Genomic DNA, 23,800 nt, shown 5'->3' on the forward strand with positions numbered 1-23,800 from the left:
TGCACGCCCCGCAACAAAACCTCTTGCAAAAAAATATCGCCACGCTGGAGCCCAGTAAATACGCGGCCTTCAGCCCACCCCTTACAGGAGCACTCGGGTAAAGTGTCCGTAACCCTCCGAAACATATGCCGTTTTCTGCACTACATAATGAGTCAAAAGAGACCTTTGTTTGTCTTAGCCACTACATTTCCCTCAATACGTATTAGGCACAGTCAGCAACTGACAGGCGGCACCCTGGGCCGTTACAATTACCGACTTTGTCGCAACGCTTGGAGCTCAACCTTCCGTGCCCGTTCTGCGTCTACCGCTACTCCCTGCCGAGGCAGGTAAACAGCATTGGGGCAATCTGCCCGGTGCCGCCCTGAGCCTGGCCATTGCCGAGGCTGCCAGCGCAGCCAAGCGCTTTACCTTGCTCCTGACCGCCGACAGCCAAAGCGCCGAGCGACTGGAGCAGGAGCTGAGCTTCTTCGCCCCCGATTTGCCAGTGCTGCATTTCCCGGACTGGGAAACCCTGCCCTACGATCTGTTTTCGCCGCACCAGGACATCATCTCCCAGCGAATCGCCAGCCTTTATCGCTTGCCGGAACTGGCCCACGGTGTGCTGGTGGTGCCAATCACCACGGCACTGCACCGCCTGGCGCCGACCAAATTCCTGCTGGGCAGCAGCCTGGTGCTGGATATCGGCCAGAAGCTCGATGTGGAACAGATGCGCACCCGGCTTGAGGCCAGCGGTTATCGTTGCGTCGATACGGTGTACGAACACGGTGAGTTCGCGGTACGCGGTGCCTTGATCGACCTGTTCCCGATGGGCAGCAAACTGCCCTATCGAATCGACCTGTTCGATGACGAAATCGAAACCCTGCGCACCTTCGACCCGGAAAACCAGCGCTCCATCGACAAGGTCGAGTCGGTCAAGCTGCTGCCGGCCCGGGAATTCCCGCTGCAAAAAGACGCCGTCACGCGCTTCAAGGCACGCTTTCGCGAACGCTTTGATGTGGACTTCCGCCGCTGTCCGATCTTTCAGGACTTGAGCAGCGGGATTACTCCCGCCGGTATCGAGTACTACCTGCCGCTGTTCTTCGACGAGACCTCGACGCTCTTCGATTACCTGCCCCAGGACACCCAGGTGTTCTCGTTGCCAGGCATCGAACAGGCAGCAGAAAATTTCTGGAATGACGTGCGCAACCGGTATGAAGAGCGCCGCGTCGATCCATCCCGTCCTTTATTACCGCCCGCCGAGCTGTTCCTGCCGGTGGAAGACTGCTTCGCCCGCCTGAAAAACTGGCCACGGGTGGTTGCCAGCCAACAGGACGTGGAAACCGGCGTTGGCCGTGAGCGCTTCCCGGCTCAAGCCTTGCCCAATCTCGCGATTGAAGCCAAAGCCAGCCAACCGCTCGAAGCGCTGTCGAACTTCCTCGGTGACTTCCCCGGCCGCGTGCTGTTTACCGCCGAATCCGCCGGGCGTCGCGAAGTACTGCTGGAATTGCTGGAACGCCTGAAGCTGCGACCCAAAACGGTCGACAGCTGGCCGGACTTTGTCGCCAGCAAACATCGCCTGGCAATCACCATTGCGCCGCTGGATGAAGGCCTGCTGCTGGATGATCCGGCCCTGGCGCTGATTGCCGAGAGCCCGCTGTTCGGCCAGCGCGTGATGCAGCGTCGTCGTCGCGAAAAACGCGCCGACGCCAACAACGATGCCGTGATCAAGAACCTCACCGAGCTGCGCGAAGGCGCGCCGGTGGTGCACATCGACCACGGCGTCGGTCGCTACCTGGGCCTGCAGACCCTGGAAATCGACAATCAGGTCGCCGAATTCCTCACCATGGAGTACGCCGAGGGCGCCAAGCTGTATGTGCCCGTGGCCAACCTGCACCTGATCGCCCGCTACACCGGCAGCGACGACGCCCTGGCACCGTTGCACCGCCTGGGTTCCGAGACCTGGCAGAAAGCCAAGCGCAAAGCCGCCGAACAAGTGCGCGATGTGGCCGCTGAATTACTGGACATCTATGCCCGCCGCGCCGCCCGCGAGGGTTATGCGTTCGCCGACCCGAAAGCCGACTACGCCACCTTTAGCGCCGGCTTCGCTTTCGAGGAAACCCCGGACCAGCAAACCACCATCGACGCTGTGCGCGCTGACATGCTCGCGCCCAAACCGATGGATCGCCTGGTCTGCGGCGACGTGGGTTTCGGCAAGACCGAAGTGGCCATGCGTGCAGCCTTTATTGCGGTACACGGCGGGCGTCAAGTGGCGATCCTGGTACCGACCACCCTGCTCGCCCAGCAGCACTACAACAGTTTCCGCGACCGCTTTGCCGATTGGCCGGTCAGCGTGGAAGTGATGAGCCGCTTCAAGTCCGCCAAGGAAGTGAATGCGGCCATCGCTGATCTGGCAGAAGGCAAGATCGATATTGTCATCGGCACTCACAAGCTGCTGTCGGACGATGTGAAGATCAAAAACCTCGGGCTGGTGATCATCGACGAAGAGCATCGCTTCGGTGTCCGTCAGAAGGAACAGCTCAAGGCCCTGCGCAGTGAAGTCGACATCCTGACCCTCACCGCCACGCCAATCCCACGCACGCTGAACATGGCGGTGTCGGGCATGCGCGACCTGTCGATCATCGCCACGCCGCCGGCACGCCGGCTGTCGGTGCGCACGTTCGTCATGGAACAGAACAAAAGCACGGTCAAGGAAGCGCTGCTGCGTGAGTTGCTGCGTGGCGGCCAGGTTTATTACCTGCACAACGATGTGAAAACCATCGAGAAGTGCGCCGCCGACCTCGCTGAACTGGTACCGGAAGCGCGAATCGCCATCGGCCACGGGCAAATGCGCGAGCGCGAACTCGAGCAGGTGATGAGCGACTTTTACCACAAGCGCTTTAACGTACTGATCGCCTCGACCATCATCGAGACCGGCATCGACGTGCCGAGCGCCAACACCATCATCATCGAGCGCGCCGACAAGTTCGGCCTGGCGCAGTTGCACCAGTTGCGCGGCCGGGTCGGGCGCAGTCACCACCAGGCATATGCCTATTTGCTGACGCCACCGCGCCAGCAGATTACTTCCGACGCCGAGAAGCGCCTGGAAGCGATCGCCAATACCCAGGACCTCGGGGCCGGTTTTGTACTGGCCACCAACGACCTGGAAATCCGTGGCGCCGGCGAACTGTTGGGCGACGGCCAGAGCGGACAGATCCAGGCGGTGGGGTTCACCCTCTATATGGAAATGCTCGAGCGCGCGGTGAAATCCATCCGCAAGGGCGAGCAGCCGAACCTCGATCAACCGCTGGGTGGTGGCCCGGAAATCAACCTGCGCCTGCCTGCGTTGATTCCCGAAGACTACTTGCCGGATGTGCATGCGCGACTGATTCTGTACAAACGCATCGCCTCGGCCACCGACGAAGAGGGTCTCAAGGACCTGCAAGTGGAAATGATCGACCGCTTCGGCCTGCTGCCCGAGCCGACCAAGAACCTGGTGCGCCTGACCCTGCTCAAATTGCAGGCCGAGCAGCTGGGGATCAAGAAGGTCGACGCCGGGCCGCAAGGTGGGCGTATCGAGTTCGAAGCACAGACGCCGGTGGATCCATTGGTGTTGATCAAACTGATTCAGGGCCAGCCCAATCGCTACAAGTTCGAAGGGGCTACGCTGTTCAAGTTCATGGTGCCGATGGAACGTGCCGAAGAACGCTTTAATACATTGGAGGCGCTGTTTGAGCGCCTCATCCCGAAATCTGCTTGAAGGACGCCCCAATGCGCCTGTTCCGCATTTTGAGCCTGTTATTGGTGGTCATTGCGCCTTCGGCATTTGCCGACAGCCCGTACCTGGTGGAGATGATTCTGGTCCGCCAAAATGCGGAGCCCGTGATCAATAGCCGCGCAGCTCCGGAAAACTGGGACGCGGGCGCACCACGCCTTGGCGCTGACAAAATGAGCCCGCCGCGCCTGGGAAATATTGTCGAGAAGCTGCAAGCCAGCAGCGACTACACCGTATTACTGCACAAGTCCTGGGAACAAAGCCTCGGCGAGCAACCCGTCAAACTAGCCATCAGCGACGGCCCGGAACAGTTCGGCCAGTTCCCCATCGAAGGCACCCTGAAACTGCAACTGGGGCGCTTTACCGATATCGACGCAGACTTCTGGGTCAACCAGTTCGACAGCAACGGCAGCGTCATCGCCAGCGAACACCTCAGCCAGCAAGACGTGCGCACCAAGAACAACCAGCTCAACTACCTGGACGGCGGCCATCTCGCCCTGTTGATCAAGATCACGTCGCTGACCGCCAAGCCGCCCAGCGCTCCACCGCCTGACGTTCAGGACTGATCCAGCACCATGCCCCTGACGTCGTCGTTGACCAAACCCCTGGCCCCTTCGTGGGCCAATCGCTTTAAAGAGCAAAGCCTTGAGCGCGGCCGGCGCTACGCCCTGGAAAACCGCGTGCGGATCGTCGAGTCCGGTGACAGCACGATCATTGCCAGTTGCGAGGGCTCGGGCGGCAACGTCTACCGACAGACCATCGAGTTACGCGAGTCAGCCAAAGGCACTTTGATCCTGGTGGACAGCCGCTGCACTTGCCCCGTGCACACCAACTGCAAACACATCGCCGCGGTGCTGCTCAAGGTTCAGGAAACCCTGGCCTACCCGGCCGCCGCCAAGGACGCCGAACTGCTGGAAAAACTCCAGGCAGTGCTGGACAACCGTGTAGTGCTGCCCCAAGTAGTGCTGGACGACGTACAGCCGGTGCCGCGCCTGTGGTTGGCAAGTATCGAGTTCAGCGCGTTCGAACCGCGCAACGGCAAGATGCAGCGTTATATCCAGCACCGGGCGGCGCTGTCGTTCAATTATCAGGACAACTACGTCAGCGGCCAGAAGAATGCCGACATCATCGTCCGCCAGGAAACCCAGAGCCTGCGGATCAAACGCCATCCCGAGGTGGAGCAACAGTTTCGCGAACAGCTGCGCGTGCTTGGATTCAAGATCGCCACCCGCCAGAGCAAAGCGTTGCCGGAAAGTGCCGGCGAACTGTTTGAGATGGTCAATGACAGCGCCTGGCTGAACTTCACCTTGAATGCTTCTCCGGGGTTACGCGCCCAAGGCTGGGAATTGCAGATTGATGAGGATTTTGGCTTCGACCTGACGGCCGTGGACGACTGGTACGCCACCGTCGATGAAGTACCGGAGCGGGACTGGTTCGATCTGGAGCTGGGGATCATCGTCAACGGCGAGCGGCTGAGCCTGTTGCCGATCCTGTTGAACCTGATGCGCTCCCACACCGAGATCCTCAACCCGGAAAAACTGGCGCGCCGCCGCGATGACGAACTGATCCTGGTGAACATCCCGGCCATGCCCAACGGCGGCCACGGGCCGCTGCAAGTCGCCCTGCCCTACGGCCGGCTGAAACCGGTGCTGGCCACGCTTGGCGAGTTCTACCTGCAAGAGCCTGGCACCACCACGTTGCGCCTGAGCAAGGCCGATGCGATCCGCCTCAACCCACTGGAAGACTTGCCACTGCAGTGGGAAGGCGGCGAGCAGATCCGTAACTTCGCCCAGCGACTGCGGGACATCAAGGATTTCACCGTCACGGCACCCGAAGGCCTGAATGCAACCTTGCGCCCCTACCAGCTGGAAGGCTTGAGCTGGATGCAATCGCTGCGGCAACTGGAAGTCGGCGGAATTCTTGCGGACGACATGGGCCTGGGTAAAACCCTGCAAACCCTGGCGCATATTCTCAGCGAAAAAATCGCCGGACGCCTGGATCGCCCGTGCATGGTGGTGATGCCCACCAGCTTGATCCCCAACTGGCTCGACGAGGCCGCGCACTTTACGCCACAGCTCAAAGTGCTGGCGCTGTATGGCGCCGGGCGCAAAAAGCATTTTGCGCAACTGCAGGACTACGACCTTCTGCTTACCACCTATGCCTTGCTGCCCAAGGACATTGAAGCACTGGCCGCCTTGCCCCTGCACGTACTGATCCTCGACGAAGCCCAGTACATCAAGAACCCCACCAGCAAAGCCGCTCAGGCCGCTCGCGAGCTGAACGCCCGCCAGCGCCTGTGCCTTTCAGGTACACCGCTGGAAAATCACTTGGGCGAGCTCTGGTCGCTGTTTCATTTCCTGTTGCCGGGATGGCTGGGGGACGTGAAAAGTTTTAATCGTGATTACCGCGTGCCCATCGAAAAGCGCGCCAGTGAAGTGCGATTGCAGCACCTTAACGGTCGGATCAAGCCCTTCCTGCTGCGCCGAACCAAGGAGCAGGTGGCGACGGAGTTACCGCCCAAGACCGAGATCATCCACTGGGTCGACCTCAACGAGGCCCAGCGCGACGTGTATGAAACCATGCGCCTGGCCATGGACAAGAAAGTCCGCGACGAGATCACCCGCAAGGGCGTGGCCCGCAGCCAGATCATCATCCTCGAAGCACTGCTCAAGTTGCGTCAGGTGTGCTGTGACTTGCGCCTGGTCAATGACGCGACCTTGCCCGCACGAGGCAGCAGCTCGGGCAAGCTCGACAGTCTGATGGAGATGCTTGAGGAGTTGTTTGCCGAAGGACGCAGGATTCTGCTGTTCTCTCAGTTCACTTCAATGCTCAGCCTGATCGAGGCTGAACTGAAGAAGCGCAACGTTGCCTACGCGCTGTTGACTGGCCAGACCCGGGATCGGCGCACGCCGGTGAAAGACTTCCAGAGCGGCAAGCTGCAGATATTCCTGATCAGCCTCAAGGCCGGTGGCGTCGGGCTCAACCTGACGGAAGCCGACACGGTGATCCATTACGATCCATGGTGGAACCCGGCCACAGAGAATCAGGCCACCGACCGCGCGTACAGGATCGGTCAAGAGAAACCGGTGTTCGTCTACAAGATGATCGCCCGGGGCACGGTAGAGGAGAAAATCCAGCATTTACAGAAGGAAAAATCCGATCTGGCTGCGGGCGTGCTGGATGGCCGGACGACCGGGGATTGGAAGTTGGGCAACGAGGATATCGAAGCGCTGTTTGCGCCGCTGCCACACAAGCAAGAGAAGCGCTGACTGTCAGATTGCTTTCGCGGGCAAGCCCGCCCCCACATTCGACCGCATTTCTTCAGGCTATACGGGGTCAAGTGTGGGAGCGGGCTTGCTCGCGAAGGGCGCACCGCAGCTGTCAGTCGATTAATTGAGCATCCCGAAGCGCCCCGATCGCCACCAACCAACGCGGATCCTGCTTGTAGTCCGTCGACGCAATCGCCTGCCCGCGCATCCGCGCAATACGCGTCGATGGCGTGACCTTCATGCGCTGGGCGGCGCTCAGGGCCAGCTCAGCGGCGGCTCGGTCATTGCACACCAGCCCCATGTCGCAACCGGCAGTCAGCGCAGCTTCGATACGGCTGGCAGCGTCGCCAACCACATGAGCGCCCGCCATAGACAGGTCATCGCTGAAAATCACGCCGTCAAATTGTAATTCTCCCCGCAGAATGTCCTGCAACCAACGACGGGAGAAACCGGCCGGCTGCGAATCAACCTGTGGGTAAATGACATGGGCCGGCATGACCGCCGCCAGCTGTTTGCTCAGTCGCGCAAACGGCACCAGATCGTTGGCGCGAATCTGTTCCAGGCTGCGCTCGTCATTGGGAATGGCGACGTGGGAATCGGCCTCAGCCCAACCGTGGCCAGGGAAGTGCTTGCCGGTGGCGGCCATACCGGCGCTGTGCATGCCGCGGATAAAAGCACCGGCCAGCACGGCGGCACGCTCAGGGTCGCCTTCGAATGAACGGCTGCCCACGACGGCGCTGCGCTGGTAATCCAGGTCCAGTACCGGGGCAAAACTCAGGTCCAGGCCGACTGCCAATACTTCAGTGGCCATGATCCAGCCACATTGCTCAGCCAGGTACTCAGCGTTGGAATTGTCCGCCAAGGCACGCATCGCCGGCAGCCGCACAAACCCTTGGCGCAGACGTTGGACACGGCCACCCTCCTGGTCAACCGCCAGCAGCAGGTCAGGACGCACGGCGCGGATGGCCGCGCTCAGCTCACGCACCTGGCGCGGATGCTCGATATTGCGCGCAAAAATGATCAGGCCGCCCACCTCGGGCTGACGCAACAAGTGGCGATCTTCAGCCGTCAGCCAGGTACCGGCGACATCCACCATCAAAGAGCCTTGCAGGGCCGCAGTCATAAACCTTCCTTAATCCTTAAATAGCGCACAACCCGAAGCCCTCGCGGGGTCGCATCGCCGGATCAAACCTGGCAATGGACGCTCAGCGTGAGCAACGGGTTGTGGATAAACATCTGAAATCGGCATGGGCGGCTAGCTTAGCGGATGCCAGCGGCCACGCCCACCCGGGAACGGTCAAACCTTGGCGGCAGCCGGTATGGACTTGCTGCGCGGACGCAATTGGGCGGCAGCCATGGTCTGGTCGGTGACGCCAGTCTCGGCCCGCATGCCAGCGGCCAGGAACGGCACCATCAGGCGCATCACCTGCTCAATGGAGGTATTGACGCCAAAATCGGTCTCGGCGATCGCTCGCAAGGCCTTGATTCCGGACATACTGAACGCCGCAGCGCCGAGCATGAAGTGAACGCGCCAGAATAATTCGATAGGCGGGATACGCGGCGCAGCTTCATTGACCAGCAGCATATAGCGGCGGAACACCTTGCCGTACATGTCTTCCAGGTAACGGCGCAGGTGCCCCTGGCTCTGGCTGAATGCCAGGCCCAACAGACGCATGAAGATTGACAGGTCGTTGCCACTGCGCGGCTGGACCACCAACGCTTGTTCAACCAGGATTTCCAGCAGGTCTTCCAGGCTCGGCTTGTTCTCAGGCTTGGCCTGGCGGCGCTCCAGTTCACGATCGAGGCTGATGCAAAACGGCCCCAGGAAACGTGAGAAGACTGCCTGGATCAGGGCCTTTTTCGAGCCGAAATGATAGTTCACTGCCGCCAGGTTGACCCCGGCCTTGCTGGTGATCAGCCGCAATGAAGTTTCAGCAAATCCTTTTTCCGCGAACAACTGCTCGGCAGCATCGAGAATGCGTTCAACGGTTTCCGACTGGGCCATGGCTACTCCGCCTGACAAACACTTGTTTGAAACATACGTTTCACTTTGTGTCTTGTCAAGCCTGCAGGTCCGTTTTCCGGCTGGGCAGTCATCTCTTCCATGGCTATTTAATCACATCCTCCACAGTCTGTAGGCAGCGCTATCTCAGTCATGTAGGACAGGTGACGGATGACCGTCCAGCGGAGTGAGTAAAAACGGTGATTGCCAAGCGCAGTCCACTGTATATAATCCCAGTCACTGTATAAAAAGACAGAGCGATCAACATGCTAAAACTGACGCCACGCCAAGCTGAGATTCTCGCTTTTATCAAGCGCTGCCTCGATGACAACGGCTACCCACCGACTCGGGCGGAAATTGCGCTGGAACTGGGGTTCAAGTCGCCCAACGCTGCCGAGGAACACCTCAAGGCCCTCGCCCGCAAAGGCGCGATCGAGATGACCCCAGGCGCTTCACGGGGCATTCGTATCCCCGGTTTCGAAGCCAAGGCCGACGAGTCGACCCTGCCGATCATCGGCCGTGTCGCTGCCGGTGCGCCAATCCTGGCGCAACAGCACGTCGAGGAATCCTGCAACATCAACCCGACCTTCTTCCATCCCCGCGCCGACTACCTACTGCGGGTCCATGGCATGAGCATGAAGGACGTCGGCATTTTCGATGGCGACCTGCTGGCTGTCCATACCACGCGTGAAGCCCGCAACGGCCAGATCGTCGTTGCCCGCATCGGCGACGAAGTGACGGTCAAACGCTTCAAACGCGAAGGCAGCAAGGTCTGGCTCCTGGCCGAGAACCCTGAGTTCGCGCCCATTGAAGTCAACCTGAAGGATCAGGATCTGGTGATTGAAGGCTTGAGCGTCGGCGTTATTCGCCGCTAACGGAGGCATCATGCAGTTCCCACACACACCACAACACACTCAGCTTCCGCTGTTTGAAGCCTTCATGATGGCGCAACCCCTTGCGCCAATCCTCAAGGAGTCGGTCGAGGCGCCCTGGAACGCCGAAGCCGAGACGTTCAGTGAACTGTCGTTGCGCGGTGCTGCGGGGAACTGCCTGAGCCTGCTGGCCCCCATTCTTCGCGAGCTGAGTGAAGAACAGGATGCACGCTGGCTGACACTGATTGCCCCACCTTCCAGCTTGACTCAGGCCTGGTTACGGGACGCGGGCCTGAATCGCGAGCGCATCCTGTTGCTGCAACCCCGTGGCACACAGAGCGCCCAACAATTGACCTGCGAAGCCTTGCGCCTGGGCCGCAGCCATACAGTGGTCAGTTGGCTGAACCCGCTGAATACAACGGCCAGGCAGCAGTTGATCAGCGCGGCACGGGACGGCGACGCACAGAGCCTGAATATTCGATTGGGATAAATACCGGGCCAACATCAACGCGAGGCTTCTCGAGGATTGAGAAGCCGATCGGTAACTTCAAACTCGCAAAAAACCGACAAACGGGCTCAGTGAAGAATACGTGGGCCGTCTTCTTTCTCCGGTTCGCCTTCAGCCAGGCGCCCCGCCATCTGCACACCAACGCTTAACATGGCTTTTGCCACTTCTACATGTTGGCCTTGCAGGAACGCCTTGGCGTCCTCGGAAAAGTCCAGAATCACCAGAGAACCCTCGTCCTCGGCCCTGCGCAGCTCAATTCGGCCGTCGGGCAGTTCAACAATTTCCAGAAAGGACGTTGGCATAAAAATCTGTTCTCCACGAAAGGCCGGGATTATATCAGTCTTGTGGCAAGCGGGCTCACCACAACTCAGCACTCGTTAAGACCATCCCGAAAACGAATTGCCAGTTTCTTCAGCTCCTGTCGCCAACTCTCCAGCTCCTCACGACTTAAAGGTTCCGGCCCCTCTTCTTCCAGGCTCACCGCCACAATCAGTGGCTGGGTCACGTCCCCCTTGGGCTTGTGCGGAACCCTTGGCGGCTGAAACATCGACGAGTGAGCCACCAGCAGGCGCGCCAGCCAGCTGTCTGGGCTCTGTGCCATTTCCACCAGTTCGGCCAACTCCGGAATCGCCATCGAGTCCAGCACTTCGCGGGTCAGGATCATTTCGGCCCGTGGTGCACCCGCTTGAGGCAAGCGATAGAACCCGGCGATCTCATGGCACAACCCCAACAAAGCCCCGTAGAGGTGGAACAACGCCGACTCACGTCCAGCCTGCACCAACGCGATAGCATTCATCTCCTTTCCCTCTTCGGCACGGCCGAGGGCTTCCAGGGACAAACCCGCGAAGTAAATTTTCTGATTGGTACGGGTATAGAGTTCGTTGGCCATGACGGCAGTCTCCAAAACGACATAAGACGTGATGCTGGTTCAGCAGTGTCATGGATCAACCAAGCCCACTGCAAGCGCAAAAAAAGGCCGCCTGTAACGGCGGCCTTTGTCGCTAAGCGGCTGCGGGATCAAGCACCTTGGCGCTTGTCCTCGACCTTCCACTTGCCACCATCATAAAACGCCTTCCACCCAGTAGGCTTGCCCTCGACTTCGGTCTGCACATACTGCTCCTTGGTCTTGCGGCTGTAGCGGATCACAGCCGGGCGACCGTCCGGATCTTTCTTCGGTGCTTCGCAGAGGAAGTGGTACTTCGGATCGATCTCGTCCTTGTGGGGCACGATCTCGATCACCAGCGGCGCACGGGTCTCACGGTTTTTCGGGAACTGGCTGGCAGCCAGGAACAGGCCCGAAGCGCCGTCACGCAAGATGTAGGTGTCGTTGACCTTCTCGCATTTGAGTTCAGGCATCTTCACCGGGTCCATCTTCGGCGGCGCGGCATCACCACTTTTCAGCAGTTTTCGGGTGTTCTTGCAGGTAGGGTTGGTGCACCCGAAGAACTTGCCGAAGCGGCCAGTCTTGAGCTGCATCTCGCTGCCACACTTGTCGCACTCCAGGCTCGGACCTTCGTAGCCCTTGATGCGGTAAGTGCCTTCCTCGATCTCGTATCCGTTGCAATCCGGGTTGTTACCGCAGATGTGCAGCTTGTGTTTCTCGTCCAGCAGGTAGGCGTCCATCGCCGTGCTGCAGATAGGACAACGGTGCTTGCCACGCAGTACCAACGACTCGGACTCACCCTCGTCATCGGCAGCGATTTCATCGCCCGGCACCAGGTTGACGGTCGCCTTGCAGCGCTCTTTCGGCGGCAGGCTATAGCCCGAGCAACCGAGGAACACGCCAGTGGACGCGGTACGAATCTGCATCGGCCGCCCGCAAGTGAGGCACGGAATGTCCGTCATCACCGGCTGGTTGGCACGCATGCCGTTCTCGGCGCTTTCGGCTACTTCGAGTTTCTTCTTGAAGTCACCATAAAACTCGTCGAGCACATTTTTCCAGTCGCGCTCGCCCTGGGCCACGTCATCGAGGTGCTCTTCCATGCCGGCGGTAAAGCCGTAGTCCATCAGATTGGAGAAGCTCTCGGACAAACGCTCGGTGACGATATCGCCCATCTTTTCCGAGTAGAAACGACGGTTATGCAGCGCAACGTAACCACGGTCCTGGATGGTGGAAATAATCGCCGCGTAGGTCGAGGGACGACCGATGCCGCGCTTTTCCATCTCCTTGACCAGGCTGGCTTCCGAATAACGGGCCGGCGGCTTGGTGAAGTGTTGGCTCGGATCAAGCTTGATCAGCTTCATCACGTCGCCCTGAGCCATGTCCGGCAGCACATCGTCGTCGCCCGGCTTGGCAATTTGTGGCATGACGCGGGTGTAGCCGTCGAACTTGAGGATCCGGCCCTTGGCCCGCAACTCGAAGTCCCCGGCACCGACACTGACGGTGGTCGACAGGTATTGCGCCGGCAACATCTGGCAGGCGAGGAACTGACGCCAGATCAGCTCGTAGAGGCGCTCAGCGTCGCGCTCCATGCCGGTCAGCTTGCTTGGCTCGGTGTTGGCATCAGAAGGACGAATTGCTTCGTGAGCCTCTTGTGCACCTTCCTTGCTGCTGTAGACGTTAGGCTTTTCCGGCAGGTACTTCTTGCCGAACTCACCTTCAATATAAGTACGCGCCATCGCGACCGCATCCAACGACAGGTTGGTGGAGTCGGTACGCATATACGTGATGTAGCCCGCTTCATACAGACGCTGGGCCATCATCATGGTCTTCTTCACCCCAAAGCCCAGACGGTTGCTGGCGGCCTGTTGCAGGGTGGAGGTGATGAACGGTGCCGATGGCTTGCTGCTGGTAGGCTTGTCTTCACGCTTGACGATGCTGTAGCTGGAGGCCTTGAGCTTCTCCAGCGCGGCCATGGCCTGGGCTTCGTTGAGCGGCTTGAACGCCTCGCCTTTCTCTCGGGCCACTTCAAAGCGCACGTTCGCACCCTTGGCGGTGCCGAGGTCGGCATGGACTTCCCAGTACTCTTCGGGGTTGAACGCACGAATCTCGCGCTCACGCTCCACCACCAGCTTCACCGCAACCGATTGCACACGACCGGCAGACAGGCCACGGGCGATCTTCGCCCACAGCAACGGCGAGACCATGTAACCCACGACGCGGTCGAGGAAACGACGGGCCTGCTGGGCATTGACGCGGTCAATATCCAGTTCACCCGGTTTGGAGAAGGCTTCCTGGATCGCCTTCTTGGTAATTTCGTTGAACACCACGCGCTTGTAGCGGCTGTCATCACCACCGATGGCTTCCCGCAGGTGCCAGGCAATGGCTTCCCCTTCGCGGTCCAAGTCGGTTGCGAGATAGATGGTGTCAGCATCTTTGGCGAGCCGGCGCAGCTCTTCGATGACCTTTTCCTTGCCCGGGAGGATCTCGTACTTGGCTTTCCAGCCATGATCGGGATCGACACCCATGCGCGAGACCAGCTGCTTGCGCGCTTTCTCTTTAGGCGAGAGCACCGGACCTTCGCCCGCAGCCGCCTTGCCGCGCTTGGCGGCAGGCTCCTTGCTGGCGCTAGCCGAACCGCTGGTGGGCAGGTCTCGGATATGGCCGATACTCGACTTCACCACGTACTCGTTACCCAAGTACTTGTTGATGGTCTTGGCCTTAGCCGGGGATTCCACAATGACCAGCGATTTGCCCATGGATCGGAAAATTCCTGAATTCGAGAAGTGAAAGGCGGTTGGCGCCTGACGCGGCAACGCTATATATAGTGGCAACAAGGTGAGGTCAAGCGCAGCATTCTGCGCGGCCTGCCTTTATTGCGCTGAAAAAAGGCTGGGTTCGACCTGGATCAAAGCAAAGCGCGGGACCTGTTCGCCGTCAACCTCGACGGTCTCCAGGAACATGCTCAGGGGACGCACCCAAAAGCCGTAATCGCCATACAGTGCTTGGTAGAACACCACTTCTTCTTCGGTTTCCGAGTGCCGTGCCACGTTAAAAACGCGGTACTGCGGACCTTTATAATGTTGGTAGAGCCCTGGTTCGACTTTCATGCTCTGGCCCTCTCACAAAAATTGTTAAAAAAAAATTACCAAACCTTCCAAAAAACAAAAACCGGGGCACTGGGCCCCGGCTTCCGTCAACCGAACGCTTAGATGCGTTCGAAGACGGTGGAGATGCCTTGGCCGAGACCAATGCACATGGTAGCAACCCCAAGGTTGCCGCCATTTTGCTTCATCACGTTAAGCAACGTGCCGGAGATACGTGCACCGGAACACCCAAACGGGTGACCCAGGGCAATCGCGCCGCCGTGCAGGTTAACCTTCTCGTTCATCTTGTCGAGTACTTTCAAATCTTTCAGCACCGGCAGGGCCTGTGCGGCGAAAGCTTCGTTGAGCTCGAAGAAGTCGATATCGGAGATAGTCAGGCCTGCGCGCTTCAATGCTTTTTGTGTGGCCGGTACTGGACCATAGCCCATGATTGCCGGATCCACACCCGCCACTGCCATCGAACGAATCACGGCCATCGGCTGGATGCCCAAGTCCTGGGCACGCTGGGCCGACATCACGATCATGCACGAGGCACCGTCGGTGATCTGCGACGAAGTACCGGCTGTCACGGTGCCGCCCTTTGGATTGAAGGCAGGCTTGAGGGCCGCCAGGCTTTCCAGGGTGGTATCCGGACGAATGGTTTCGTCGTAGTCGAACAGTTTCAGGAAACCGTTCTCGTCGTAGCCGTTCATCGGGATGATTTCATCCTTGAACTTGCCTTCCAGGGTCGCCTTGTGGGCGAGCTGGTGGGAGCGCAGGCCAAAAGCGTCCTGGGCTTCACGGGTGATGCCATGCATCTTACCAAGCATTTCAGCAGTCAGGCCCATCATGCCCGAGGCTTTCGCCGCGTACAGGGACATGTGCGGGTTAGGATCAACGCCGTGCATCATGCTGACGTGGCCCATGTGCTCCACGCCGCCGACCACGAATACATCACCGTTGCCGGTCATGATCGCTTGTGCAGCGGTGTGCAGCGCACTCATCGAGGAACCACACAGGCGGCTGACGGTCTGGCCGGCAGCCGTGTGCGGGATCTGGGTCATCAACGACGCCATGCGTGCGATGTTCCAGCCCTGCTCCAGGGTCTGGTTGACGCAGCCCCAGATCACGTCTTCGACTTCGTTAGGGTCGACCTTGACGTTGCGTTCCAGCAACTTGCTGATCAAGTGCGCCGACATATCTTCGGCGCGAGTGTTGCGGTGCATGCCGCCCTTGGAGCGGCCCATCGGAGTACGACCGAAGTCGACAATCACGACGTCTCTTGGATTCAAGCTCATAAATATTCTCGCTCTAGTCGTCTGGGCACTTAACCGAAGAAGCTCTGGCCGTTTTTGGCCATCTCACGCAGCTTCGCAGTCGGGTGGTACAGCGGGCCCAAATCAGCGTATTGATCAGCCAGGGCAACGAACTCAGCCACACCGATCGAATCGATGTAACGCAGCGCACCACCACGGAACGGAGGGAAACCAATACCGTAGACCAGGCCCATGTCGGCTTCGGCTGCGGTTTCAACGATGCCATCTTCCAGGCAACGCACGGTTTCCAGGCACAAAGCGATCATCATCCAGTTGATGATGTCCTCGTCGGACACTTCACGCTGTTCATAGACGATTGGCTTGAGCACTTCCAGCACCGATGGGTCGGCGACTTTCTTCTGCTTGCCCTTCTTGTCGGTCTCGTAAGCGTAGAAACCTTTGCCATTCTTCTGGCCCAGGCGCTTGGCTTCGTAGAGTGCGTCGATCGCCGAACGGCGGTCGTCTTTCATACGATCAGGGAAGCCTTCAGCCATGACGTCGCGACCGTGGTGGCCGGTGTCGATACCGACCACGTCCATCAGGTACGCCGGGCCCATTGGCCAGCCGAATTTTTCCATGACTTTGTCGATGCGCACAAAATCCACACCCGCGCTGACCAGCTTGGCGAAACCGCCGAAGTACGGGAACAGTACGCGATTGACCAGGAAGCCCGGGCAGTCGTTGACGACAATCGGGTTCTTGCCCATTTTCTTGGCATAGGCAACGGTGGTCGCTACCGCCAGTTCGCTGGACTTCTCGCCACGGATCACTTCCACCAGCGGCATCATGTGCACCGGGTTGAAGAAGTGCATGCCGACGAAGTTTTCCGGACGCTTGAGGGCTTTCGCCAGCAACGTAATGGAAATGGTCGAGGTGTTGGAAGCCAGGATAGTGTCTTCTTTAACCTGGGCTTCGACTTCTGCCAGTACTGCCTGCTTGACCTTCGGGTTCTCGACAACGGCTTCGACCACCAGGTCGACATGGCCGAAATCACCGTAGGACAGCGTAGGACGAATGCCGTTAAGCACTTCAGCCATTTTCGCAGCAGTCATGCGGCCTTTATCAACGCGGCCCACCAGCAGTTTTGCGGCTTCTGCCAGACCCTGCTCGATCCCGTGCTCGTTGATGTCCTTCATCAGGATCGGTGTGCCTTTGGACGCCGACTGATAGGCGATACCGCCCCCCATGATACCGGCGCCGAGTACGGCAGCCTGTTTCACGTCACGGGCGATTTCGTCGTAGGCCTTGGCCTTTTTCTTCAGTTCCTGATCGTTCAGGAACAGACCGATCAAGCTCTGCGCTGCCGAGGTCTTGGCCAGTTTGACGAAGCCAGCCGCTTCGATTTCCAGAGCCTTGTCACGACCGAAGTTTGCAGCTTTCTGGATCGTCTTGATCGCTTCAACCGGCGCCGGGTAGTTCGGACCGGCCTGGCCTGCCACGAAACCTTTGGCGGTTTCGAACGACATCATTTGTTCGATGGCGTTGAGCTTGAGCTTTTCCAGCTTTGGCTGACGTTTGGCCTTGTAATCGAATTCGCCGGAGATGGCGCCTTTGATCAGGTTCAGTGCCGCTTCCGCCAACTTCTCGGGAGCAACCACTGCATCGACAGCGCCGACTTTCAGCGCGTCTTCAGCGCGGTTTTCCTTGCCGGCGGCAATCCACTCGATGGCGTTGTCGGCACCGATGATGCGTGGCAGGCGCACGGTACCGCCGAAGCCTGGGTAGATGCCCAACTTGACTTCCGGCAGGCCGATTTTCGCGGTAGCGGACATGACGCGGAAGTCCGCCGCCAGGCACATTTCCAGACCGCCGCCCAGGGCGATGCCATTGATCGCGGCAACGGTCGGCACGTTGAGGTCTTCGAAATCGCTGAAAATCTTGTTGGCTTCGAGGTTGCCAGCCACAAGCTCGGCATCGGGCAGCTTGAAGTTGTCGACGAATTCGGTGATGTCAGCGCCGACGATGAACACGTCTTTGCCGCTGGAGACGATCACGCCCTTGACCGATGCATCTGCTTTGATGGTGTCTACGGCCTGACGCAGTTCGTTCAGGGTTAGACGGTTGAACTTGTTGACGGACTCACCCTTGAGGTCGAATTTCAATTCGACGATGCCACTTTCAAGAGCCTTAACCGTGATGGCTTTACCTTCGTAAATCATCAACTGATCTCCACGATATGGAAGCTGAACAGTACACGTTGGACGCTGGCCGCAGGTTCAGCAGGGACGTTACCGTCGATGCTACGCCAATCCGCCAGGCACACCCGTCAACGCGATAGTCGGGATTCTGTAAGAGCGGTCTGAAATACAAACGCTCAATTCATACGCCCGTTTGATTTGGGTACGCCACCTTCATCCAAATCCGGGCAATTGTCAATCGTCCGAAAGAGCAGGCAAAACGCGACTTTTCAGTCATTTCAGAACCCGCGCTATACATCGGCGCCTCGCCAATGTTTAAGCATTCACCAAATCAATAGTAGGAAAATTCGCACAGAAACCTGTACAGCCCGGGATATACGACTAGGCTAGGGCAACCTTAGCGGGGGAGTATGAGCGCATGGATGAACATCCAGCGTGATCGAGCGACCTGGCTAGTGACGAATTACCGGCCTGCCTGGCCAACTCCAGCCCGATGTTGATGTCGGGCTTTTTATTGCCTGCCGTTCAGGCCAACGCCTTCAGCAAAGACGCGATGTCTTGCAAAACACTCGCCTCGCCCTTCTCGCCCCAATACAGGGCGATCATTTGCTTGTCCGCTTCGACCTTGTAGACGTTGGCCGGTAGCGTCGAAAAATGCGGCAACAACTTTTCATCAACACAGATTTCCTGCCACTGATTGACCCAGACTCCTGGCTCCAACTGCCAATAACTCCAGCATTGAGGCCGGTTGCCGCGTCGTGGCCGGTGGTACTGCGCACACGGGCTAGGCGGCTCCTGCTTGAGCCAGTGCGGCCACTCCTGGGGCGACAACTGCATGGCCAGGCCGATGCGGCGCGCCTCCATGCGCAGGGCCATGCGCCCGCTCTGATGCCGCGAGGGACGCAGCCATGCCAGAGGGCTCAAGACCACCACAAGGATTGACACCACTATCCAGACCGTCATATGTGTACTCCCGAATTCTTGATGAGCGGATTTGACCTGACGCAACCCCATCCGCTTGAAACCAGCCATACTGAACTTATTGCAGTCCCCTGGAGGAACGCCCCATGTCATACGAACATATTCTGGTCGCCGTGGACCTGACCGAAGAGTGCGATCCAGTGATCAAGCGCGCGCGGGCTTTCGCAGTCGCCAGCAACGCAAAACTGTCACTGGTGCATATCGTCGAGCCTATGGCCATGGCCTTTGGTGGCGACGTGCCCATGGATCTCTCCCAGTTGCAGCAACAACAGTTTGATCAGGCCAAAGAGCGCCTTGAACGCTTGATCCTTAAATACCCTGAAGTGACGAAGGAAAACTCTCACCTCACCTACGGTCAGCCGCGCCAGGAAATCCACCACCTGGCCAAGGAACAAAACTGCGACCTGATCGTGGTCGGCAGCCATGGCCGGCATGGCCTGGCCTTGCTGTTGGGTTCTACTGCCAACGATGTACTGCACGGCGCGCCGTGCGATGTGCTGGCGGTGAAGCTGGTAAAAAGCTCGTAAGAATAGCGAAAGTCAAAGCGTGGGAGCTGGCTTGCCTGCGATAGCGGCGGATCAGTTGATATATCTGGCGCTGACCCTCCGCTATCGCAGGCAAGCCAGCTCCCACTTTTTTGACTGCATTTCATATAAAAAACCCGGCGCCCATCTAAATGAGCGCCGGGCTTTTATTGCTTTTGAATCAATCAGGCATCCAGCTCGGCCCAACGGTCAACCAGCACTTCCAACTCCTGGTTCAACGTCTCCAGGGATGCAATGACCTTAGCGGTTTCAGCCGCAGGACGCAGATAGAAACCTGCGTCAGCCATTTCCGCTTCAACAGTAGCGATCTGCTTTTCCTTGGCGTCGATATCACCCGGCAAGGCTTCCAGCTCACGCTGCAACTTGTAGCTGAGTTTCTTCTTCGCGGCCGGAGCGGCTTCCTGAGTTGGGGCAGCGGCCGCCACCGGAGTGACTACCGCCGAGTTCAAGTCAGCCTTGCCAGATTTGCTCTCGGTCACGCCCAGCAGGCGCGGCGAGCCGCCTTGACGTAGCCAGTCCTGATAACCACCGACGTATTCGCGCACCTTGCCTTCACCTTCGAAGACCAGGGTACTGGTGACCACGTTGTCGAGGAATGCCCGGTCGTGGCTGACCATCAGCACGGTACCGTTGAAGGTCAGCAAGACCTCTTCCAGCAACTCCAGGGTTTCAACGTCGAGGTCGTTGGTCGGTTCGTCGAGTACCAGCAGGTTGGCCGGCTTGCTGAACAGCTTGGCCAGCAGCAGGCGCGCACGCTCACCACCCGACAATGCCTTGACCGGCGTGCGCGCACGTTGCGGGCTGAACAGGAAGTCGCCCAGGTAGCTCAGCACGTGGCGGCTCTGGCCGTCGATGTCGATAAAGTCGCGACCCTCGGCGACGTTGTCGATCACGGTTTTTTCCAGGTCCAACTGGTGGCGCAACTGGTCGAAGTAGGCCACATCGATCTTGGTGCCCTCTTCCACTTTACCGCTGGTCGGCTGCAGGCCATTGAGCATCAGCTTGAGCAAGGTGGTCTTGCCGGTACCGTTGGCGCCGAGCAGACCGATCCGGTCGCCGCGCTGCAGGACCATGGAGAAATCCTTGATCAGGAACGGGCCGCCTGGGTGAGCGAAGCTCACGTTTTCCAGGACCATTACCTGCTTGCCCGACTTATCGGCAGTGTCGAGCTGAATGTTGGCCTTGCCGGTACGCTCACGGCGCTCGCTACGCTCATTGCGCAGGGCTTTGAGGGCACGCACGCGGCCTTCGTTACGGGTACGACGCGCCTTGATGCCCTGGCGGATCCAGACTTCTTCCTGGGCCAGCTTCTTGTCGAACAGTGCGTTAGCGGTGTCTTCAGCGGCCAGCGACGCTTCCTTGTGCACCAGGAAGCTGGCGTAGTCGCCGTTCCAGTCGATCAGGCCGCCGCGATCCAGTTCCAGGATGCGCGTCGCCAGGTTTTGCAGGAAAGAACGGTCGTGCGTGATGAACAGCACGGCGCCCTGGAAATCTTTCAGGGCTTCTTCAAGCCAGGCAATGGCACCGATATCCAGGTGGTTGGTCGGTTCGTCGAGTAGCAGCAGATCCGGTTCGGAAACCAGGGCCTGGGCCAGCAGGACGCGACGACGCCAGCCGCCGGACAATTCGGCAAGGGTCTTGTCAGCCGGCAGTTGCAGGCGGCTCAGGGTGCTGTCGACCAATTGCTGCAGGCGCCAGCCGTCACGGGCTTCCAGGTCGTGCTGGACATGCATCAGCTTGTCCAGGTCTTCCTCGGTGACACAGTTCTGCGCCAGGTGATGGTATTCGGCGAGCAGTGCGCCCACGCCGTCAAGGCCTTCGGCAACCACGTCGAACACCGTCCGCTCGTCGGCCACCGGCAACTCTTGCGGCAATTCGCCGATCTTGAGGCCCGGCGCGCGCCAGACAGAGCCGTCATCGGGCCTCTGATCGCCTTTTACCAGCTTCATCATGCTGGACTTGCCGGTGCCGTTGCGGCCGATGATGCACACCCGCTCACCACGGGCGATCTGCCAGGACACCTTGTCCAACAACGGCATAGCGCCGAAAGCAAGGGACACATCGCTGAATTTGAGCAGGGTCATGAGCTTCTCCAAAAACTGGGCGCGCATTCTACCTGACTTAGGGCCTGAGGCGGCCGGCATTTTCGCGGTCGACACGTTCTGTAGGACATTTCCAGTGAACTTGAACGAAGCGACCGTCAAAGCTTTCACCGGCTGCGAGCAAAAGGCTAAGCTAGGGGCAATCAGTGTCGGCGATGCCGGCACTAGTCCTGATTCCTCTGCACGGACGTCTCATGCGCAGTCGCCTTTTCAACTTTTTATCTTGTCTGCTTCTTTCTGCCACCGCCGTTCAGTCTGCCCAGGCCGTGGATCTGACCACCCAACGCCAGTATTACGATGAAGCCAAGCGCGCCTTGGCCAAAGGTGACAGCGGTCCCTACATGCAATACAGCCAGGCCTTGGCCGATTATCCGTTGACACCCTACCTGGCCTACGACGAGCTGACCGCCCGCCTGAAGTCCGCCAGTAACGAGGAAATCGAACAGTTCCTCGCTAAAAACGGCGACCTGCCCCAGGCCAACTGGATGAAATTGCGCTGGTTGCGCTGGCTGGCCGACCGTGGGGACTGGCAGACCTTTGAAAAGTACTACGACGCGAAACTCAACTTCGTCGAACTGGACTGCCTCCATGGCCAATACCAGCTGAGCCACAACCTCAAGGCCGAAGGTTACAAAACCGCTGAAAAACTGTGGATGACCGGCAAATCCCAACCGGCTGCCTGTGATGCCACCTTTGGTCAATGGGCCGCTGATGGCCAACTGACTGAACAGAAAATCTGGGAACGCGCCAAACTGGCTGCCGAAGCCCGCAATTACGCGCTGGCCAACAGCCTGGTAAAAACCTTGCGCACCCTCGGGCCTCAGGGCCGCTTGATGGTGGACGTGGCGCAAAGACCAGACATGCTCAGCGATCCGTCACGCTTCCTGCCGGCTAACGAGGCAATGTCTGACGCAGTTGGTCTCGGCCTTCGTCGCCTGGCACGCCAGGATCCTGACAAGGCCATGGGCCTGCTCGACGGCTACGCCAGCAGCATGCACTTCTCCCGTGACGAAAAAGTGTCCATCGCCCGGGAGATCGGCCTGACCCTGGCACGACGTTTCGACCCCCGCGCCCTGGACGTAATGACCAAGTACGACCCGGAACTGCGGGACAACACCGTTTCCGAATGGCGCCTGCGCCTGCTGCTGCGCCTGGCTCGCTGGGAAGACGCCTACCAGTTGACCCGCAAGTTGCCGCAAGACCTGGCCACCACCAACCGCTGGCGCTACTGGCAAGCCCGCAGCCTGGAACTGGCAGAGCCGAAGAACCCGCAAGCCCTGGTGCTGTACAAAGGCCTGGCGAAGGAGCGGGACTTCTATGGCTTCCTCGCCGCGGATCGCTCCCAAGCACCGTACCAACTGAACAACAAGCCGCTGGTGATGAGCCAGGCGCTGATCAACAAGGTGCGTAATACCCCAGGCGTACGGCGTGCCCTGGAGTTCTACGCCCGTGGCCAGATCGTCGATGGTCGCCGCGAGTGGTACCACGTCAGCCGTCACTTCAACCGCGACGAAATGGTCGCTCAGGCCAAGCTGGCCTACGACATGAAGTGGTATTTCCCGGCAATCCGTACCATCAGCCAGGCGCAATACTGGGATGACCTGGACATCCGCTTCCCAATGGCCCACCGCGACACCCTGGTGCGCGAAGCCAAGGTTCGCGGCCTGCATTCAAGCTGGGTGTTTGCCATTACCCGCCAGGAAAGCGCCTTCATGGACGACGCCCGCTCCGGCGTCGGCGCCAGTGGCCTGATGCAACTGATGCCCGGCACCGCCAAGGAAACCGCACGCAAGTTCAGCATCCCGCTGGCCTCTCCGGCCCAGGTGCTGGACCCGGACAAGAACATCCAGCTCGGTGCCGCCTACCTGAGCCAGGTCCACAGCCAGTTCAACGGTAACCGCGTGCTCGCCTCCGCCGCCTACAACGCAGGCCCAGGTCGCGTACGCCAATGGCTACGCGGTGCTGACCACCTGAGTTTCGACGTGTGGGTGGAGAGCATCCCGTTCGATGAAACCCGCCAGTATGTGCAGAACGTGCTGTCTTATTCGGTGATCTACGGGCAAAAACTCAATGCACCACAGCCGCTGGTGGATTGGCATGAGCGGTATTTTGATGATCAATAAGGCGTGAAGCCTTCATAAAAAATGCCCGCCTCAAACGAGGCGGGCATTTTTTTTGGAAAATTCCGCCGGCCGAATCACGCAGCCGGCCCCGATATAAAGTCAACACGGGAGACATAGAGCAAGGCGCTTTAAGCGTAGGATTCCAGAAGGCCAAGGATACATCCGGAGAGAAATATTGCCGGAATAAGTGGAGTCAAAATCCTCGGCTATCCACTCAGCATATGAGC

The 23,800-nt window shown here is 59.1% G+C and carries 17 protein-coding genes; 7 read left to right on the forward strand and 10 right to left on the reverse strand.

The annotated features are described in order from the left end of the window. The first annotated feature begins 286 nt into the window (after positions 1-286). The 3 genes from mfd to GNF76_RS09970 are packed head-to-tail and all read left to right on the forward strand — an operon-like array spanning position 287 to position 7,020. Positions 287-3,736 (forward strand): transcription-repair coupling factor, encoded by a 3,450-nt coding sequence (gene mfd, locus GNF76_RS09960; RefSeq protein ID WP_178123260.1) that lies wholly within the window; start codon positions 287-289, stop codon positions 3,734-3,736. 11 nt (positions 3,737-3,747) lie between these two features. Further along, on the forward strand, positions 3,748-4,317 hold the full coding sequence (locus tag GNF76_RS09965; protein ID WP_155583003.1) for a CsiV family protein: 570 nt from the start codon (positions 3,748-3,750) through the stop codon (positions 4,315-4,317). A gap of 9 nt (positions 4,318-4,326) precedes the next feature. Continuing rightward, positions 4,327-7,020 (forward strand): DEAD/DEAH box helicase, encoded by a 2,694-nt coding sequence (locus GNF76_RS09970; RefSeq protein WP_155583004.1) that lies wholly within the window; start codon positions 4,327-4,329, stop codon positions 7,018-7,020. 112 nt (positions 7,021-7,132) lie between these two features. Here GNF76_RS09970 and nagZ read toward each other — a convergent pair whose 3' ends face one another. Both nagZ and GNF76_RS09980 read right to left on the reverse strand, forming a co-directional pair. Then, a complete protein-coding gene (gene nagZ, locus GNF76_RS09975) occupies positions 7,133-8,143 on the reverse strand; it encodes a beta-N-acetylhexosaminidase (protein ID WP_155583005.1) in 1,011 nt (336 codons plus the stop codon). Between the two features lie 174 nt (positions 8,144-8,317). Further along, positions 8,318-9,025 (reverse strand): TetR/AcrR family transcriptional regulator, encoded by a 708-nt coding sequence (locus GNF76_RS09980; RefSeq protein WP_155583006.1) that lies wholly within the window; start codon positions 9,023-9,025, stop codon positions 8,318-8,320. 263 nt (positions 9,026-9,288) lie between these two features. Between GNF76_RS09980 and lexA the strand changes: the two genes are divergently transcribed. Together lexA and sulA are read left to right on the forward strand one after the other, a co-directional pair. Then, positions 9,289-9,897, forward strand: coding sequence for a transcriptional repressor LexA (lexA, locus tag GNF76_RS09985; protein WP_003172575.1), 609 nt, complete (start codon positions 9,289-9,291; stop codon positions 9,895-9,897). 10 nt (positions 9,898-9,907) lie between these two features. Beyond that, a complete protein-coding gene (sulA, locus tag GNF76_RS09990) occupies positions 9,908-10,384 on the forward strand; it encodes an SOS-induced cell division inhibitor SulA (RefSeq protein WP_155583007.1) in 477 nt (158 codons plus the stop codon). 86 nt (positions 10,385-10,470) lie between these two features. Here sulA and GNF76_RS09995 read toward each other — a convergent pair whose 3' ends face one another. From GNF76_RS09995 to GNF76_RS10025, 7 genes are all read right to left on the reverse strand, one after another. Continuing rightward, entirely contained in the window at positions 10,471-10,704 is a 234-nt protein-coding gene (locus GNF76_RS09995) for a hypothetical protein (RefSeq protein ID WP_003218969.1), read from the reverse strand. A gap of 65 nt (positions 10,705-10,769) precedes the next feature. Continuing rightward, entirely contained in the window at positions 10,770-11,291 is a 522-nt protein-coding gene (locus GNF76_RS10000; protein ID WP_155583008.1) for a DUF6586 family protein, read from the reverse strand. Between the two features lie 128 nt (positions 11,292-11,419). Beyond that, entirely contained in the window at positions 11,420-14,041 is a 2,622-nt protein-coding gene (gene topA, locus GNF76_RS10005; protein ID WP_155583009.1) for a type I DNA topoisomerase, read from the reverse strand. A gap of 114 nt (positions 14,042-14,155) precedes the next feature. Continuing rightward, positions 14,156-14,392, reverse strand: coding sequence for a DUF1653 domain-containing protein (locus GNF76_RS10010; RefSeq protein WP_010176359.1), 237 nt, complete (start codon positions 14,390-14,392; stop codon positions 14,156-14,158). Between the two features lie 98 nt (positions 14,393-14,490). After that, positions 14,491-15,666, reverse strand: coding sequence for an acetyl-CoA C-acyltransferase FadA (gene fadA / locus GNF76_RS10015; protein ID WP_010176360.1), 1,176 nt, complete (start codon positions 15,664-15,666; stop codon positions 14,491-14,493). 29 nt (positions 15,667-15,695) lie between these two features. Next, positions 15,696-17,843, reverse strand: coding sequence for a fatty acid oxidation complex subunit alpha FadB (gene fadB / locus GNF76_RS10020; RefSeq protein ID WP_155583010.1), 2,148 nt, complete (start codon positions 17,841-17,843; stop codon positions 15,696-15,698). 504 nt (positions 17,844-18,347) lie between these two features. Next, positions 18,348-18,785: a hypothetical protein gene (locus GNF76_RS10025; RefSeq protein ID WP_155583011.1), complete on the reverse strand. Its 438-nt coding sequence runs from the start codon at positions 18,783-18,785 to the stop codon at positions 18,348-18,350. A gap of 104 nt (positions 18,786-18,889) precedes the next feature. On the opposite strand from GNF76_RS10025, the gene GNF76_RS10030 reads away from it, so the two are divergent. Then, complete coding sequence (locus tag GNF76_RS10030) at positions 18,890-19,330, forward strand: universal stress protein (protein WP_155583012.1); 441 nt, start codon at positions 18,890-18,892, stop codon at positions 19,328-19,330. Between the two features lie 182 nt (positions 19,331-19,512). On the opposite strand, the gene GNF76_RS10035 is transcribed toward GNF76_RS10030, so the two are convergent. Then, on the reverse strand, positions 19,513-21,432 hold the full coding sequence (locus GNF76_RS10035; protein ID WP_155583013.1) for an ATP-binding cassette domain-containing protein: 1,920 nt from the start codon (positions 21,430-21,432) through the stop codon (positions 19,513-19,515). A gap of 212 nt (positions 21,433-21,644) precedes the next feature. On the opposite strand from GNF76_RS10035, the gene GNF76_RS10040 reads away from it, so the two are divergent. Beyond that, positions 21,645-23,573, forward strand: coding sequence for a transglycosylase SLT domain-containing protein (locus GNF76_RS10040; protein WP_155583014.1), 1,929 nt, complete (start codon positions 21,645-21,647; stop codon positions 23,571-23,573). Positions 23,574-23,800 lie beyond the last annotated feature (227 nt).

Origin of the sequence: Pseudomonas spelaei (genome assembly GCF_009724245.1) — a bacterium.
GTDB lineage: Bacteria > Pseudomonadota > Gammaproteobacteria > Pseudomonadales > Pseudomonadaceae > Aquipseudomonas > Aquipseudomonas spelaei.

Bases quoted from the DNA above. Each gene is read 5' to 3' on its own strand.
- GNF76_RS09965 (WP_155583003.1), top strand. From the start codon at position 3,748: ATGCGCCTGTTCCGCATTTTGAGCCTGTTATTGGTGGTCATTGCGCCT.
- GNF76_RS09970 (WP_155583004.1), top strand. From the start codon at position 4,327: ATGCCCCTGACGTCGTCGTTGACCAAACCCCTGGCCCCTTCGTGGGCC.
- nagZ (WP_155583005.1), bottom strand. From the start codon at position 8,143: ATGACTGCGGCCCTGCAAGGCTCTTTGATGGTGGATGTCGCCGGTACC.
- GNF76_RS09980 (WP_155583006.1), bottom strand. From the start codon at position 9,025: ATGGCCCAGTCGGAAACCGTTGAACGCATTCTCGATGCTGCCGAGCAG.
- lexA (WP_003172575.1), top strand. From the start codon at position 9,289: ATGCTAAAACTGACGCCACGCCAAGCTGAGATTCTCGCTTTTATCAAG.
- sulA (WP_155583007.1), top strand. From the start codon at position 9,908: ATGCAGTTCCCACACACACCACAACACACTCAGCTTCCGCTGTTTGAA.
- GNF76_RS09995 (WP_003218969.1), bottom strand. From the start codon at position 10,704: ATGCCAACGTCCTTTCTGGAAATTGTTGAACTGCCCGACGGCCGAATT.
- GNF76_RS10000 (WP_155583008.1), bottom strand. From the start codon at position 11,291: ATGGCCAACGAACTCTATACCCGTACCAATCAGAAAATTTACTTCGCG.
- topA (WP_155583009.1), bottom strand. From the start codon at position 14,041: ATGGGCAAATCGCTGGTCATTGTGGAATCCCCGGCTAAGGCCAAGACC.
- GNF76_RS10010 (WP_010176359.1), bottom strand. From the start codon at position 14,392: ATGAAAGTCGAACCAGGGCTCTACCAACATTATAAAGGTCCGCAGTAC.
- fadA (WP_010176360.1), bottom strand. From the start codon at position 15,666: ATGAGCTTGAATCCAAGAGACGTCGTGATTGTCGACTTCGGTCGTACT.
- fadB (WP_155583010.1), bottom strand. From the start codon at position 17,843: ATGATTTACGAAGGTAAAGCCATCACGGTTAAGGCTCTTGAAAGTGGC.
- GNF76_RS10025 (WP_155583011.1), bottom strand. From the start codon at position 18,785: ATGACGGTCTGGATAGTGGTGTCAATCCTTGTGGTGGTCTTGAGCCCT.
- GNF76_RS10030 (WP_155583012.1), top strand. From the start codon at position 18,890: ATGTCATACGAACATATTCTGGTCGCCGTGGACCTGACCGAAGAGTGC.
- GNF76_RS10035 (WP_155583013.1), bottom strand. From the start codon at position 21,432: ATGACCCTGCTCAAATTCAGCGATGTGTCCCTTGCTTTCGGCGCTATG.
- GNF76_RS10040 (WP_155583014.1), top strand. From the start codon at position 21,645: ATGCGCAGTCGCCTTTTCAACTTTTTATCTTGTCTGCTTCTTTCTGCC.